This is a genomic window from Pseudomonas sp. ICBG1301 (assembly GCF_016918385.1).
Classification (GTDB): Bacteria; Pseudomonadota; Gammaproteobacteria; order Pseudomonadales; family Pseudomonadaceae; genus Aquipseudomonas; species Aquipseudomonas palleroniana.
Genome location: NZ_JAEKGB010000008.1, coordinates 234,326 through 249,870 on the forward strand (window position 1 = coordinate 234,326; position 15,545 = coordinate 249,870).

17 protein-coding genes are annotated in these 15,545 nt (G+C 59.8%); 10 read left to right on the forward strand and 7 right to left on the reverse strand.

Annotated elements, in window-relative coordinates; genetic code table 11:
- Positions 1 to 49 precede the first annotated feature (49 nt).
- The 7 genes from JBE38_RS20455 to JBE38_RS20485 all read left to right on the forward strand — a co-directional run bounded on the left by JBE38_RS20455 (position 50) and on the right by JBE38_RS20485 (position 6,251).
- Positions 50 to 1,444 (forward strand): ethanolamine ammonia-lyase subunit EutB, encoded by a 1,395-nt coding sequence (locus tag JBE38_RS20455; RefSeq protein ID WP_060754746.1) that lies wholly within the window; start codon positions 50 to 52, stop codon positions 1,442 to 1,444.
- On the forward strand, positions 1,441 to 2,280 hold the full coding sequence (gene eutC, locus JBE38_RS20460; RefSeq protein WP_060754747.1) for an ethanolamine ammonia-lyase subunit EutC: 840 nt from the start codon (positions 1,441 to 1,443) through the stop codon (positions 2,278 to 2,280). Before JBE38_RS20455 ends, eutC begins: the two co-directional genes overlap by 4 nt.
- Before the next feature lie 89 nt (positions 2,281 to 2,369).
- Positions 2,370 to 2,828: a GNAT family N-acetyltransferase gene (locus JBE38_RS20465; protein ID WP_060754748.1), complete on the forward strand. Its 459-nt coding sequence runs from the start codon at positions 2,370 to 2,372 to the stop codon at positions 2,826 to 2,828.
- Positions 2,829 to 3,153: 325 nt separating this feature from the next.
- On the forward strand, positions 3,154 to 3,807 hold the full coding sequence (locus JBE38_RS20470) for a DedA family protein (protein ID WP_060754749.1): 654 nt from the start codon (positions 3,154 to 3,156) through the stop codon (positions 3,805 to 3,807).
- Positions 3,808 to 3,813: 6 nt separating this feature from the next.
- Positions 3,814 to 4,629, forward strand: a complete 816-nt coding sequence (locus JBE38_RS20475; protein WP_060754750.1) for a M90 family metallopeptidase — start codon at positions 3,814 to 3,816, stop codon at positions 4,627 to 4,629.
- Positions 4,630 to 4,738: 109 nt separating this feature from the next.
- Positions 4,739 to 5,266, forward strand: a complete 528-nt coding sequence (gene ppa, locus JBE38_RS20480; RefSeq protein WP_003176323.1) for an inorganic diphosphatase — start codon at positions 4,739 to 4,741, stop codon at positions 5,264 to 5,266.
- Positions 5,267 to 5,480: 214 nt separating this feature from the next.
- Positions 5,481 to 6,251 carry a LexA family transcriptional regulator gene (locus tag JBE38_RS20485; RefSeq protein ID WP_090365621.1) on the forward strand — a complete coding sequence of 257 codons (771 nt, stop codon included), beginning with the start codon at positions 5,481 to 5,483 and terminating at the stop codon, positions 6,249 to 6,251.
- Between the two features lie 302 nt (positions 6,252 to 6,553).
- On the opposite strand, the gene JBE38_RS20490 is transcribed toward JBE38_RS20485, so the two are convergent.
- The gene (locus JBE38_RS20490; RefSeq protein WP_205344999.1) at positions 6,554 to 6,784 is read right to left on the reverse strand and encodes a hypothetical protein; all 231 of its coding nucleotides are present in this window, start codon (positions 6,782 to 6,784) and stop codon (positions 6,554 to 6,556) included.
- 574 nt (positions 6,785 to 7,358) lie between these two features.
- Between JBE38_RS20490 and JBE38_RS20495 the strand changes: the two genes are divergently transcribed.
- The 3 genes from JBE38_RS20495 (at position 7,359) to JBE38_RS20505 (ending at position 10,818) form a co-directional block, all read left to right on the forward strand.
- A complete protein-coding gene (locus JBE38_RS20495) occupies positions 7,359 to 8,759 on the forward strand; it encodes an amino acid permease (protein WP_205345000.1) in 1,401 nt (466 codons plus the stop codon).
- A complete protein-coding gene (locus JBE38_RS20500) occupies positions 8,743 to 10,014 on the forward strand; it encodes an aspartate aminotransferase family protein (protein ID WP_205345001.1) in 1,272 nt (423 codons plus the stop codon). Before JBE38_RS20495 ends, JBE38_RS20500 begins: the two co-directional genes overlap by 17 nt.
- 75 nt (positions 10,015 to 10,089) lie before the next feature.
- Complete coding sequence (locus JBE38_RS20505; RefSeq protein WP_161548455.1) at positions 10,090 to 10,818, forward strand: TetR/AcrR family transcriptional regulator C-terminal domain-containing protein; 729 nt, start codon at positions 10,090 to 10,092, stop codon at positions 10,816 to 10,818.
- Positions 10,819 to 10,842: 24 nt separating this feature from the next.
- Here JBE38_RS20505 and JBE38_RS20510 read toward each other — a convergent pair whose 3' ends face one another.
- From JBE38_RS20510 to JBE38_RS20535, 6 genes are all read right to left on the reverse strand, one after another.
- Positions 10,843 to 12,000 carry a glutathionylspermidine synthase family protein gene (locus JBE38_RS20510; protein ID WP_205345002.1) on the reverse strand — a complete coding sequence of 386 codons (1,158 nt, stop codon included), beginning with the start codon at positions 11,998 to 12,000 and terminating at the stop codon, positions 10,843 to 10,845.
- 12 nt (positions 12,001 to 12,012) lie between these two features.
- Positions 12,013 to 12,726 carry a DUF1190 domain-containing protein gene (locus JBE38_RS20515; RefSeq protein WP_060755234.1) on the reverse strand — a complete coding sequence of 238 codons (714 nt, stop codon included), beginning with the start codon at positions 12,724 to 12,726 and terminating at the stop codon, positions 12,013 to 12,015.
- An 18-nt stretch (positions 12,727 to 12,744) separates the two neighbouring features.
- A complete protein-coding gene (locus JBE38_RS20520; protein WP_060755235.1) occupies positions 12,745 to 13,173 on the reverse strand; it encodes a DUF350 domain-containing protein in 429 nt (142 codons plus the stop codon).
- Between the two features lie 15 nt (positions 13,174 to 13,188).
- Complete coding sequence (locus JBE38_RS20525) at positions 13,189 to 13,863, reverse strand: DUF2491 family protein (protein WP_205345003.1); 675 nt, start codon at positions 13,861 to 13,863, stop codon at positions 13,189 to 13,191.
- Complete coding sequence (locus JBE38_RS20530) at positions 13,850 to 14,884, reverse strand: ion channel (protein WP_205345004.1); 1,035 nt, start codon at positions 14,882 to 14,884, stop codon at positions 13,850 to 13,852. The genes JBE38_RS20525 and JBE38_RS20530 overlap by 14 nt, the downstream gene beginning before the upstream one ends.
- Before the next feature lie 69 nt (positions 14,885 to 14,953).
- Positions 14,954 to 15,514 (reverse strand): rhomboid family intramembrane serine protease, encoded by a 561-nt coding sequence (locus tag JBE38_RS20535; RefSeq protein ID WP_205345005.1) that lies wholly within the window; start codon positions 15,512 to 15,514, stop codon positions 14,954 to 14,956.
- Positions 15,515 to 15,545 lie beyond the last annotated feature (31 nt).

Sequence of the window (15,545 nt, forward strand, 5' to 3'; positions counted from 1 at the left end):
CGTAAACCTCGACGCGGGCGCCTTGCCCGTGCCGCCAAGGAGACACTGTATGGCAAGTTTTTCTCACGCGGTGGGTACGCAAACCTACCGCTTCGACAGTCTCAAGGACGTGATGGCCAAGGCCAGCCCTGCACGCTCCGGGGATTTTCTTGCTGGCGTAGCCGCGCAGAACGACGGTGAACGGGTGGCCGCGCAGATGGCGTTGGCGAATATCCCGCTTAAGCACTTTCTGCAGGAAGCGCTGATCCCGTATGAAAGCGATGAAGTCACCCGGCTGATCATCGACACCCATGATCAACAGGCGTTTGCCGCCGTCAGCCACCTGACCGTCGGTGGCCTGCGCGATTGGCTGCTCAGCGACGCCGCCGATGAACAATCCCTACGCGCCCTGGCGCCAGGGCTGACACCCGAAATGGCCGCCGCCGTATCGAAGATCATGCGCGTGCAGGACCTGGTGCTGGTGGCGCAGAAGATCCGCGTGGTCACAAAGTTTCGCGGCACCCTGGGCCTGCGCGGGCGCTTATCCACCCGCCTGCAACCCAACCACCCGACGGATGAACCGGCAGGCATCGCCGCGAGCATTCTCGATGGCCTGCTCTATGGCAATGGCGACGCCATGATCGGCATCAACCCGGCCACCGACAGCATCGCCTCGATCTGCGCCATGCTGGAAATGCTCGACGCGATCATCCAACGCTACGAAATCCCCACCCAAGCCTGCGTGCTCACCCATGTCACCACCTCCATCGAGGCGATCAACCGTGGCGTGCCGCTGGACCTGGTGTTTCAGTCGATTGCCGGTACCGAGGCGGCCAACGCCAGTTTCGGCATCAGCCTGAGCGTGCTGCAGGAAGGTTACGACGCCGGCCTGAGCCTGAACCGCGGCACGTTGGGCCAGAACCTGATGTATTTCGAAACCGGCCAGGGCAGTGCCTTGTCGGCCAACGCACACTTTGGCGTGGACCAGCAAACCTGCGAAACCCGTGCCTACGCCGTGGCGCGGCATTTCAAGCCGTTTCTGGTCAACACAGTCGTAGGATTTATCGGCCCGGAGTACCTGTACAACGGCAAACAGATCATCCGCGCCGGCCTTGAAGATCACTTCTGCGGCAAATTACTGGGCGTGCCGATGGGTTGCGACATCTGCTACACCAACCACGCCGAAGCCGACCAGGATGACATGGACACCCTGCTGACCCTGCTGGGTGTGGCCGGGATCAACTTCATCATGGGCATCCCGGGCTCCGACGACATCATGCTCAACTACCAGACCACCTCGTTCCACGATGCCTTGTACGCCCGCCAGACCCTGGGGCTGAAACCGGCACCGGAGTTTGAACAGTGGCTGGCGAAAATGGGCATCTTCACGCAAGCCGACGGCAAGGTGCACTTCGGCAACAGCCTGCCACCAGCGTTTCGCCACGCCTTGGCGCAATTGGGATGAAGGAGCCGCCTGTGCAACCCGTAGAACTCCCCGACAACCCCTGGCTGGAACTGCGCCGCCTGACGCCGGCGCGCATTGCGCTGGGCCGCACCGGCACCAGCATTCCCACCCAGGCGCAGCTGGATTTTCAATTCGCCCACGCCCAGGCGCGTGACGCGGTGCACTTGCCCTTCGACCACGCCGGCCTGAGCCGCCAACTGGCCGAACGTGGCCGTGACAGCCTGTTGCTGCACAGCGCCGCCGTCGACCGGCATATGTACCTGCAACGCCCGGACCTGGGGCGACGCCTGAGCGATGACTCGGCGCAACAGTTGCGCGACTACGCGAGCGCCCACCCTGGCGGGGTCGACCTGGCCGTGGTGGTCGCGGATGGTTTGTCGGCGCTGGCGGTGCATAAACATACGCTGCCATTTCTGACGCGCATGGAAGAACAGACCCACATCGAAGGCTGGTCTTTGTCTCCCGTCATTCTGGTGGAACAGGGCCGTGTGGCGGTGGCCGACGAAATCGGCCAATTGCTCGGCGCCAAGATGGTCGTGATCCTGATCGGTGAACGTCCAGGGCTAAGCTCGCCAGATAGCCTGGGGCTGTATTTCACCTACAACCCCAAGGTCGGCCTCACCGACGCTTACCGTAATTGCATCTCGAATGTGCGCCTGGAGGGGCTCAGTTACGGCATGGCGGCTCATCGCCTGCTTTACTTGATGAAAGAGGCGTGCCGCCGGCAACTGTCGGGCGTCAACCTCAAGGACGAGGCGCAGGTTCAGACCATCGAGTCGGATGATCCGGACCTGATGAAAGGGAATTTCCTGCTTAGCCCAGCGGATGACCGATAGCCGCGTGATTGCGCTTTTTAGCGCCATTAGGCAGCATCGAGTCACGGCCGCTTGCGTGGTCATCCCCCCATTTGACGTCGAGGCCTGACATGCGGATTACTCAAGCGACCCTGGAACACCTGGACCTGCTGACGCCCCTGTTCGTCAAATACCGCGAATTCTACGGCGCACTGCCGTTCCCGGACTCCTCGCGAAACTTCCTGGAAAAGCGCCTGCGGCGCAAGGAGTCGGTGATTTACCTGGCCCTGGCGGATGACGACGACAAGAAACTGCTGGGGTTCTGCCAGCTGTACCCAAGCTTTTCGTCGTTGTCGCTCAAGCGCGTGTGGATTCTCAACGACATCTACGTCGCCGAAGACGCCCGCCGACAACTGGTGGCGGACAACCTGATGCGCACGGCGAAGAAGATGGCCAAGGAAACCCAGGCGGTGCGGCTGCGAGTATCCACCAGCAGTGACAATAAGGTGGCGCAGAAGACCTACGAGTCGATCGGGTTTCGTGAAGACACCGAGTTCAAGAACTATGTATTGCCGATCAGTGAAGACTGACCGCAGAACACCCTCAATCACCTGTGGAAGGTGACCTGTGGGAGGGGGCTTGCTCCCGATAGCGGCAGGTCAGCCAATCGATGTATCGACTGACACTGCGCTATCGGGAGCAAGCCCCCTCCCACATCTCCCGCACCTGAATTGATGTATAGCTTTGATAATCGCGACATCCCCCGCTACAAAACCAACACGCTTTTCACTTGCCGATCCGTATAATGCGGGCCTCTTTCGGTTGTAAGAATCACGACATAAGCTTGTAGCCCAACTTAACCGTAGCCCCCCCGCACTGGCCTGCTGAGCCGGGCCATTCACACAGGTGCCTTTCATGGATTTCAACCCGCTCGACCTTATCCTGCATCTCGACGTGTACCTCGACATGCTGGTGAAAAACTACGGTGTGTGGATCTACGCCATTTTGTTCCTGGTTATTTTTTGTGAAACCGGCCTGGTGGTCATGCCATTCCTGCCAGGTGATTCGCTGCTGTTCATCGCCGGCGCCGTCGCCGCAGGTGGCGGCATGGACCCGGTGTTGCTGGCCGGCCTGTTGATGTTGGCGGCGATCCTGGGGGACAGCACCAACTATGTGATCGGACGAACGGCGGGAGAACGCTTGTTCAGTAACCCGAACTCGAAGATCTTCCGCCGCGACTACCTGCAAAAGACTCACGATTTCTACGACAAGCACGGCGGCAAAACCGTGACCCTGGCGCGTTTCCTGCCGATCCTGCGCACCTTTGCCCCGTTCGTCGCCGGTATCGCCAAGATGCCTTACCCGCGCTTCTTCGGGTTCAGCGTGTTCGGCACCGTGATCTGGGTCGGTGGCCTGGTGACCTTGGGTTACTTCTTCGGCAACGTGCCCTTTATCAAGAAAAACCTGTCGTTGCTGGTGGTGTTCATCATTCTGCTGTCCCTGGTGCCGATGATCATCGGCGTGATCCGCAGCCGCTTCGGCAACGCTTCCTCCGAAGCCAAGCCCTGATCACCGATGTGGTCCCTCAGCGCCTGGCGTCGCCGGCGCCTGCTGGCCAAGCACCCGATTGCCGATGACACCTGGCAGCGGGTGCGCCACCACCTGACCTTCCTCGACGGCATCAGCGCCGAGCAAGACCAGTGGCTGCGCGAAGCCTGCGTGGTGTTCCTCGCCGAAAAGCACCTCACCGCCCTGCCCGGCGTCGAACTGCATCAGGAACAACGCCTGCTGCTCGCCGCCCAGGCGCAACTGCCCTTGATGAATCTGGGAGACCTGGACTGGTACCAGGGCTTCCATGAAATCGTGCTGTACCCCGACGACTTCCTGAGCCCGCAGCGCCATCGCGATGCCAGCGGCGTCGAGCATGAATGGGACGGCGAACACAGCGGCGAGGCCTGGCAACAAGGCCCGGTGATCCTCGCCTGGCCCGGCGTCCTGGCCAGCGGCAACTGGGAAGGCTACAACCTGGTGATCCACGAACTGGCGCACAAACTCGACATGCTCAACGGCGACGCCAACGGCCTGCCGCCGCTGCATCACGACATGCGCGTGCAGGAATGGGCCAGCGTGATGCAAAGCGCGTTTGATGACCTCAATCGCCAACTGGACGCCAACCCGGACGCCGAAACCGAGATCGACCCCTACGCCGCCGAAAACCCGGCGGAGTTCTTCGCCGTCACCAGCGAATATTTCTTCAGTGCCCCGGATTTACTGGTCAGCCATTATCCGCAGGTATACGCGCAACTCAGCCGTTTTTACCGCCAGGACCCGCTGGAACGCCTGGTCCGGCTGCAAGCCCATGACCCGCGCTACTCGCCGCACGGCGAATGAGCTTACGACGTCTGGCGCATGGCATCAGCGTCAGAATATGCCTATAATCGCCGCCACTTTTAGGCCAATCCGGCCAAGTTTCTTGGCCAATTAACGGGGGCAACGCCCAATGAGCTACAGCAAGATTCCGGCTGGCAAAGACCTGCCGAACGACATCTACGTCGCCATCGAGATTCCGGCCAACCACGCGCCGATCAAATACGAAATCGACAAAGACAGCGACTGCCTGTTCGTTGACCGTTTCATGGCCACCCCAATGTTCTACCCGGCCAACTACGGTTTCATCCCCAACACCCTGGCTGACGACGGTGACCCCCTCGACGTGCTGGTGGTAACCCCTTACCCGGTGACCCCAGGCTCGGTTATCCGTGCACGCCCGGTCGGCATCCTGAACATGACCGACGATGGCGGCGGCGATGCCAAAGTTATCGCAGTCCCCCACGACAAACTGTCCCAGCTGTACGTGGACGTGAAGGAATACACCGACCTGCCACCACTGTTGCTGGAACAGATCAAGCACTTCTTCGAGAACTACAAAGACCTCGAAAAAGGCAAATGGGTGAAGATCGACGGTTGGGGCAACGCAGACGCCGCCCGCGCCGAGATCATGAAGTCGGTTGCCGCCTACAAAGGCTGATACCGGCTCTTCATTGCTTAGGCAATACAAAAAAGCCCCGACTATTCGGGGCTTTTTTATGCATGAAATTAAACACCAAGTTCAACTAACAACTACCGATGTTTAATATCCTGAAACTATAGAAAAATCCGGCTACAACCCAGTAAAAGCCTACAAGCGCAATTCAACGCATAGTTTATTTGATTAGTTTTCCCGGCCAGTAAACTCTGCGTTTATGAATACATCAGGTGATCGTTTAAAAGCGCTATTACGGGAAGTTCATCTTTCCGCCTCCGACTTCGCCAAGAACCGCGGCGTCACGCCTCAACACGTGAACAACTGGTTCAAGCGCGGCGTCCCCATGGGCCGACTCAACGAGATCGCAGAGTTGTTATGCGTCTCCAGCCGGTGGCTGAACACCGGCCTGGGCCCCAAACATCCACCGGCCAACTTCCTGTTGGACGGCCCCACTGCAAGGACTGCACTCACCCGCGAAGACACCGGCAAATACCTCACAGGCCCGGCCTGCCCTGCGGAAAAACTCGACGTGGAGATCCCCCTCCACCCCACATTCACCTCCACCGAACGCATCCGCGTCTCCCGGCACACCCTCGACCTCCTCACAGTAAACCCTGACCGCGCCTGTGGCGCCTACATGGTCGACAACAGCATGATCGAGATCATCCAACAAGGCGCCACCCTCGCCGTCGACCGTGGCCGCACCCAAATCATCGACGGCGAAATCTACGCCGTCGAACACGACGGCATGCTACGCATCAAATACCTCTACAACCGCCCCGGCGGCGGCCTGCGCATGCGCAGCCACAACGCCGCCGAACACCCCGACGAATACCTCACCTACGAACAACGCTTCGAACAGAACTTTGAGATCGTGGGCTGGGTATTCTGGTGGTCCACCCTCAACAACCGCCGCCCACCCGTGCCGCTGGATGACCAGCTTTTGGGCTGGGAAGGCTCTAAATCGGAACCGGAGGTGGGCAATTGAGGTGAATGTGGGTATCATGCGCGGCACATTGGGCAGGGGAGGCTTTCAGCCACACACCCTGCCAGGCGAAGCGGAGGAGTTCCCGCGGATGCCCCTACTATTCAGCCAGACGCGATGTTGGCTGAGCGATTTGAAGGCTGCTGAGGTTTGTCAAAAACAAGCTGAGGCAGTCCCCGAGAAGCCGGCCACAAGCCGGCTTTTTAATGTCTGTAAAATCCCCAAACAGTTGTCCAACGACTGTTGGACAACTAAATGATCAATAGTGGATGGCTTGCATACTGCACATCCGCCTCCGAAGGGTGTTAGCCAGGCTGCAAACACTCCACCGCACGATCCGCCACCATCTTCGCCATTTCCACCAAATGCATCACCGCCCTCTGCGGCGCACCCAGCGGCTCTCCGAGCCCCTGCGACGTCGCCACCGCGCACTGCAGCAACTCCGCAACCCGCACCCAAGCGTCCTCAAAGCTCAGCTCTTCATTTACGACAAAAGGCTTGGTGACCGACGACGAATCAGAAACAACGTTACCCATAGCAAATCTCCAATCGATAATTTGGAGCTGCCACTTCGTGCGACTAAACAAAAGGCGGCAGCTGTACGCAGGTTAGTCGACCGGTCGATTGGGCCCGGCGCACCCGGAGGTGCCCTGCGCACAGCCACCATAAGATGCAGGCGAAGGGGTGCCTGACTCATGAGTTGCTAATGCGCCAATCGAATCCGGGCGACTAAACCCGATCACTGAATAAGCAGTGACAAACCGCAGCCTAGTCACGCATCCCCGCTGGCGCAATGCGCTTGGGATTCTCTCGGAAACGTCCCGCAAATGAAAGCGACCCGCCCTGCTGGCCCTTGGAAGTCAGCGCATTCTCGCCCCTGTGTTCCGCCCACCCACCTGTGTTCTCTGGTGACACTTGCCCGCCTTGCCCTTCCCGATAAACGCCAGATGAAACGTCCTACACGCATATCTAAACAAACCGTTTAACTCCAATACCCACGCCTCCCTTCTGCGCTGGCCCAAAACCTGCTTATTGCACACCGTACAATAAAACCGGCCTGAGCCGGATTCATGTCAACCACTGCTGCGCAATGCAGCTCGGGGAATGCTGATGACTACAACACCGCTTCACTCTTCCAACCATGGCCTGGCGCGGTCGCTCAAGGAGCGTCATGTGATGCTGATTGCGATTGGCGGGATTATCGGGGCCGGTTTGTTTTTGGGCTCGGGCAAGGCGATTGCCACGGCGGGGCCGGCGTTGTTGCTGGCGTATGCGTTGTGTGGGGGGATGGTTTATCTGATTGCGCGGGCGCTGGGGGAGTTGTCGTTGTATCGGCCCAGCAGTGGGTCGTTTGCGACCTATGCGGAGGAGTTTCTGGGGCCGCGGGTGGCGTTTATCACGGGGTGGTCGTATTGGATGATCTGGATTCTGGTGGGGGTGCTGGAGGTCACCGGGATTGGTTTGTTGATGAAGTATTGGTACCCGGATTTGCCGCAGTGGATTCCGGCGTTGGTCACCGTGGGCGTGTTGATGGTGATCAATCTGTTTGCGGTGAAGACATTTGGCGAGGTGGAGTTCTGGCTGGCGTTGATCAAGGTGTTGACGATTGTCGGGCTGATTGCGGCAGGGTTGGTAATTCTGTTGTTTGGGTTGGAAACCTCGGCGCAGACGGCACCTTCGGTGGCCAATCTCTGGCGGCATGATGGCTTTTTTCCGAATGGCTGGAGCGGCTTTTGGTTCGCGGTACCTGTCGCCGCATTTACCTTTGCGGGGGTTGAGGTGGTGGGTTTGGTGGCGGCGGAAACGGCGCAGCCGCAGCGTACGTTGCCGCGTGCAATCAACAGCATCCTGTGGCGCATGGCGATTTTTTATCTCGGGTCGACGGCGGTGATCATGGCGTTGTATCCGTGGAATCAGATCGATACGGCGCAAAGCCCGTTTGTGATGGTGTTCGACAGTCTCGGGCTGGGGATGGCCGCCGGGCTTATCAATTTTGTGGTGATCAGTGCGTTGGCGTCTTCGTGTAATACCGGGCTGTTTGCCACCAGCCGGATGTTGTTTGCGCTGTCGCATCTTCAGCAAGCGCCCCGCCAACTGCAGGTGTTGAGCCCACGCCAGGTGCCGGCCCGCTGCTTGATGGTATCGACCGCGATTTTGCTGGTCGGCGTGCTGCTCAACTACTGGATCCCGGAGAGCATTTTCAGCCTGTTGATGACCGGAATCCTGGGCTTGCTGATTTGGGTGTGGGTGGTGATTATCACGGCGCATATGGCCTATCGCCGCAAGGTGCGGCGCAACGAATTGAAGGAGGTGCACTATCGCTTGCCCTGGCCCCAGGTCAGCAGTGTGCTGGTGCTGGGTTACCTGAGCGTGCTGACGGTGCTGGTGATCCGCGACCCGGAGACGCGCGCGGCGTTTTATGTGGCGGCGGCGTGGTTTGCGCTGTTGATGCTGGTGTATCCGAAACGCGCCGCGTCGAAGAAGGGGGTGAGTGATGCCTGGAATGCTTGAGCTTGAGCGCTGCATCCAACGCTACATTCGCGCCAACCCCAACAGTGCCCGCCAGTTGGATTGGGCGGCGCGGGTGATGCCTGGCGGGAATACGCGGTCGGTGTTGTTTTATGAACCCTTCCCACTGGTGATGAAGGGAGGCAGCGGGTGTTTTCTTGATGACCTGGACGGGCATCGCTACGTCGACTTCCTGGCCGAATACACCGCAGCGCTGTATGGGCACTCCCACCCGATCATCACCCATGCCCTGGCGAGCGCCATGGCAAACGGTTTGAACCTGAGTGCCCACACGGAGTGGGAGGCGCGCCTGGCGACGTTGATTGTGGAGCGCTTCGCTTGTATCGAGCAGGTGCGCTTTACCAACTCCGGCACCGAGGCGAATTTACTCGCGCTGGCGGCGGCAAAAGCCTACACCGGGCGCAGTGGTGTCATCGCCTTCAACGGCGGCTATCACGGTGGCGTGTTGAGTTTTGCCGGGGCGCACACGCCGATGAATGTGCCGCACCGGGTGTACCTGGCCGACTATAACGACCTGGGCAGCGTGGAGAGGCTGCTGCATGAACAGGTCGACATTGCGGCAATCCTGGTGGAGCCCATGTTGGGTGCGGGTGGATGTATCTGCGCCGCGCCAGGTTTTCTCCAAGGGTTGCGGGAGCGGAGCCAGGCCCATGGCACGCTGCTGATCTTCGACGAAGTGATGACCTCACGCCTGGGCCCCGGTGGCCTGCAGGAAAAACTCGCGATCACGCCCGACCTGATCACCCTGGGCAAGTACCTCGGCGGCGGCATGCCGTGCGGCGTACTCGGCGGCCGGCAGGAGATCATGGCGCTGTTTGACCCTCGGCGTGGCGGCCTCTCCCATGCCGGCACATTCAACAACAATGTGCTGACCATGGCGGCGGGGATCGCGGGATTGGAGCAGGTGTATACCCGCGACGCAGCCTTGAAACTCAACGCCCGTGGCGACCGGCTGCGCGAGCAACTCAATGCGGTGCTGGCACCTGTATCGATGCAATTTACCGGACAAGGTTCGGTGATGAACCTGCATCCCAGCGGCTTGCCGATCAGGCGCCCCGCGGATATTCCGACGGGCCAGAACCACCTGCGTGATCTGTTCTTCTTTCACCTGCTCGAATCTGGGATCTACAGTGCGCGACGCGGGTTGTTTGCGCTGAGCCTACCCCTGACCGAGCACGAACTGAACCGACTGGTGACGGCCACGCAGTTGTTCGTCGAGCGCTACGCAGGCCACTGACGCCACCCCCCGGAAGAGCGACAGCGAATCGGTGAACCGCTATCCTTTCGCCGTCGCTTAACCGGAGCCCTGACCATGACCAGCAAAACCGCAAACCCACGCGGCAGGCGTAAAAAAGCCGCTGGCGAAGAGGCCAAAAACCCACTCAACAAAGACACCATCATCAGCGCCGCATTGGCGCTGATCGACCGCGAGGGTCTGGAGAAATGCAGCCTGCGCAACCTGGCCGGCAGCCTGGGCGTATACCCGACGGCCATCTATTGGTATGTCTCGTCGCGGGAGTTGTTGTTAAGCGAAGTGCTGGCCAAAGTCCTGGAACATGTAGCCCCCGACCCTCAGGAACGCTGGCAGGATTATCTGCGTGCAGCGATGGTCAACTGCCATGACGCGGTACGCCGGCATCCGAATATCGCACCACTGCTAGGTTCGCAATTGGTGTCCAACGCCAGCACGGATTTCAAGTTGGTCGAAGGCGTGTTGGCCGCGTTGCAACAGGCCGGTTTCAGCGGCCCTTCCCTGGCTGGGGCCTATAACTCCTTTATCGCCGCCCTCGCCGGGTTCACCACACTGGAGTTCGCCCCCCTGCCGGAGAACACCGCTGCCTGGCAGCGCCAGGTGCAGGAAAACCTGCGGGCCGTCGACGCGGAGCAACACCCCACGCTCGCGCAGAACATGGACCAATTGAGCAATCGCGGCTTCAGCCTGCGTTGGCAAAATGGTGTCGACGCGGCGCTGAATGACAGCTTCACGTTCTACGTCGACACCCTCCTCTGCGGCCTGGAAACCCTGGCTGCCCGCCGCTGATCATTCGTACCCCAGCGGATGTGCTCAGTCCAATATCAAGTGCGGCAAAAACCGGCTCGAATCCTTGGTAATCAGACTATTGTCCTCCCGCACGCCGATGCCTGCGGCCTGATCGCCAATCACCCAAGAGCCAATCAGCGTGTAGCTGTCGCCAAACCGTGGCAGCGGCGCAAACTCTTGAAGGATAAACGGCGCATCCGTGTAAGGCCCGTCCTCTTTCACGATCAGGCCGTCAGCGGTTTGCAGCTCAATATTCGCACCTTCCCGCGAGAAGAACGGCTTGCGCACCCAGCCCTTCGGCACGGCCTTGCCGGGGGCGGTATCCAGGTGGGACGCGAGCAGATTCGGGTGGCCTTTGTTGAACTCCCACAACAGCGGCAGGATGCCTTTGTTGGAGAGGATGGATTTCCAGGCGGGCTCGAAAAACTGCGTGTCACTCTGGGCGATCGCCGCACCAAAAGGCTCGTGGAAGATGAATTCCCAGGCGTGCAGTTTGAACAGGTGGGGAATCCAGCGATCTTCGAGATCGACGAAACGGCCTTCACTGGTCAGGCCGATGTCTTCGATGTCGATGTGGCGCGATTCGATGCCGACTGTTTCCGCGACCAGGCGCAGGTAATCGGTGGTGCCCTTGTCTTCGACCGAGTCTTTCATCGAGGCGAAGTAGAATGGCTGCTTGACCTGCAACTGGGCGAAGGCCTGGTGCAGTTTGGTGTCGATGCTGTTGAACTGGTCGGCATGCTTGGGCAGCAAGCCGCGCTCGATGCATTGTTCCAACCAGCCCCACTGGAACGCCGCCGCTTCATACAAGCTGGTCGGTGTGTCGTAGTTGAGTTCCAGCAACTTGGCCGGCCCGGCGCCGTTGTAGGAGAAGTCCATGCGCCCATACAAGTGCGGGTGCCCTTCGAGCCATGAGGTTCGGATCATGTCGAAGAAGGCTGCGGGAATGCTCAGGCGCCCGAGCAGCTCTTCGCTGTGGACCACGCGGGCCACGAGGTCCATGCACATGTCATGGATCTCGGTGGTCGGGTCTTCGAGGTCTTGCTCGATTTGCTTGAGCGTGAACTGGTAATACGCGCGCTCGTCCCAGTAGGGTTCGTCGTCAATGGTATGGAACAGAAAGCCGAGGCTTTCGGCCGTCTGTTTCCAGTCATGACGCTCTGCGCAATGGATCTTCTTCATGGCCAGATTTCCTTAACTGCTCGACCCGCCGCCACCCCAGCCGCTGCGTGCGCTGGCCTTGCTGCCAAAACCGCCACGGGAGGTGGACGATGCAACGGACACCGGCTTGCTCGAAGAGCGCAGCGTGTTCGAGTAGTTGCTGCTGCCGTACCGGGCCTGGTTCGAGCGGCCGAATGTAGCCCCATTGGACACGCGCTGGTTGAGCGTCGAGGAGGCGTAGTTGCCGCGATCATCGCGATAGCGATACACCGGCTCGGAGCTGTAGCTGTTGCGGTTGTTGCTCAGCATGTTGCCGATCAGCAGCCCGGTCAGCAGGCTGCTGGTGGAGAAGCCGGAGCCGCCACCGCTGGCTTGCGCGCCAGCCACTTGGGCGTTGGCAGCGTCGACCTGGGACTGTGTCACCTGGCCCGCCGCGGTCAGTTCGAAACCGCCCAGCCTGGGGATGAACTTGCCGGTGGAGTCCTGCTGGCACCAGTCGGCGACAAAGTCGGCATCGCAATCGGCCTGGCTGTCGTACACCGGCGCAATGCGGCGGTGCTCAGCCATGGCCGTCATGTAGGCATCCGAACAGACGTCCACCGGAAGCTTTTCATCGGCGCATTGCTGAACCGACTGGAAGTTGTACTTCTTCTGCAAATCGTAGGTTTTTTCCGTCGGCCCACAACCGGATATCGCCATGGCGACCGACGCAGCCAGCGACAACTGGACATACTTGCTTCGTTTCATCAAAGGCTCCGTGCGCAATCAGTTCTGGGTAGGCGTCATGCACGCGGCATTCAACATGCCGACGCTGATGGCGACGGCGGCCACGTAGATACCGGCCGCGAGCTCGCCGTTCTTGATGCGCTCGGACGTGCCTTTGAGCACCAGGCTGGTCAGCAGAAACGCCAACAGCTGGACGACGGCTGCGATCACCGCCCAGACGGCGAAGTCGAGGAGGTTGATCGAGTACGCAATCACATTGCTGGCCGGAATCGCGAAACCGATAATCGCACCGCCCAGCGCGACCGCCGCCGACACGTTGTTCGCACGGATCAGCTCGAACTCCTTGTGCGGGGTGACGCGGGTGTAGATGAACTGGAACAGGCCGAACAGCACGGCAGCCCCCAGGATATAGATGACAAACCCGAACACGGCCGCTTTGTTCAGGGAAATAGAGAGAGCTTCGAGCATGGACTTCTTCCTTTTTTAGAGCACATTCAAATCGGTTGTGTACAGCGAGATGCCCAGCGACGTGCTCAGGCTGACGGTGCCTTCAGCGTCTTCCTCGACGGAGAACAGCAGGAACTCCCGGCGATCGGTCAGGCCGGTATCACGGGCATATAGCATCGAGCGGTGCTCGACGCTGTAGGAGGTCTCGGGGTTTATCACCTGCTCGCTCATCGCTACCAGTTCTGTCTGGCCATTTTCGCTGCCCCATACGCGCGCGTATTCAACGCCGTCGTGGGTGTAGGTCGGCAACCCGATCAGGCTTTGCGGGCCGGCCAGCCGACGCAGTTCCGATTCGCTGCTGATAGTGACGTAACTCAGGTAGTTGAACAGGATCACTGACTCCACCTGGCCGGCGATGTCGCCTGTGGTGTGCACCTGCAACCAGTAATCTTCATCGTTCATGTAATAACGCGACAGCCAGGTCGACTGCTCGAGGTCAATGGTGCCGTTGCTCCAGATTTCCTGGGAGCCGGGAATGACCACTGTGGTTTGCCCGTCGAGCAGCAACTTCAGGCTGCTGTCGAACATCACGCCTTTGCCCGGCGCCAGGCCCAGCGGCCCGGTCGTCGGCAGCGGTTCGGCGGCGGCCCGGTTCGCTGGGGTATTCGCGTTCGGGGCCTCAAGCCCCATCAATTGTTTAAACCATCCCATTGGAGATTTCCTTGAGGCGGGTGGAGGCGATGTAGAAAAGTTCGCCGCCTTCAACGCGGGTGGCGCTGGGCGGGTTGATCGACGGTTGCTGGGCATCTTTGGCGCGATAGCCGATGAGCGTGGCGTTGTGCTGTTCTTTCATCCGGGTGTACAGGTCACCGAAGGTGGCTTCAAAGGCTTCGGGCAATTTCATCAGGTATTGGGTGGCACCCTGCCCCACGCACAGCAGCTCATTAATGACCACCGACGAGCCCGGATCCTGAGAGGCGCGCACCAGCATCTCGATGGCCATGCTTGAGGTGCACTCCAGGCGGGGTGCATAGGAGCTGGCCAGTGCGGCGATTTCACTGTCATTGAAGTGGGCGACCACATGCCCGACAGGATTGAGTTGGTTCACCGCCAGCACGGTGGCCAGGGTCAGATCGTCAGAGGGGGTCCGCACCAGTACGCGCTCTGCACCGGGCACCCCCGCACGCAGCAATAACGCGATGGAAGACAGGCTTTCGCCGCGGATGAATGCCGCCTTGCCCGGCATCGGGTTTTCGTCGAGGGTGCAATCGCAGATGACGATCAGGTTGTCGTTCGAGGTCTCGTCTTGCAGCAACAACTCAATGACCCGCTCACTGGATGCGCCTTCCCAGCCGATGAGCACGGTATGGCCGACCTTGCCGGTGAAATCGCCTTTTCCCTTCATGCCTTTTCTCCATGCATCGATGACACTGCTGGTGGTTTTACCGATGGCTGCGGTCAGCAGCGCGATGCCTCCGAGCATGACCCAAGCCGCCACGAACACTCGGCCTGCCGAAGTCTGCGGCGCAAGGTCGCCATAGCCGACGGTCAGCGTGGTGGTGAGATAGAAGTAAACAAATGTGGCGAGAGCGGTCAGGTGTTGCTCGCCCAGATATACCAGGCCCAGATAAGCCGTGCTCATGTGAACGCCCAAGGCAATGACCAGACCTGCCCAGCCGAAACGGTGAAAAAGGGAGGAAGCGTACATGCGCAATAGAAGAAAAATCGACATTTCGTCCCTGGTTCCCTGGGTTCTTGCTTCCTGATGTCGTCGCCTCGGCATCTGGATGCTCGAGTGCGCTCAGCCGGCATTAAACCTGCTACGTGGTTTGGAGAGAAGTACCTTGGCAGCAATAAATCCGGCGAATGCACCAAACAGATGCCCTTCGAAGGAAACCCCTTGGCGAGGAAGAAAGCCCAGGACCAGGCCGCCGTACAGAGCCGCCACGACACCCGCTGTTATGAGGTTGCCCCAGCTCCTGTGAAACCAGGCGCGAGACAACAGGTAGGCCCATAAGCCGAATACCCAACCGCTGGCCCCCACGTGTATGCCCGCAAAACCGAATAACCAGACCAGCGAACCGCCCAGCAGAATAATGATCGCGCTGACGGTCACGAATCGATTGAGCCCTTCGATAATCACCAGCGTGCCCAGTACCAGGAAGGCAATCAGGTTCGCACTCAGGTGGGCGAAAGACGCATGCAAAAACGGTGACGTGAGGATGCCGGCCAACCCCTGCAGTGTTCTTGGGATCAGACCAAACGCCATGAGGCTGTAGCCGGTCGCTACATTCAGCAGTTGCAGCGCGACCATGAACAGAGCCAGGCCTGCGATTGTCTTGAAACCTTTCAGGGCGTCCATCCTGACCTCGACATAAAAGAAGGGCAGACAG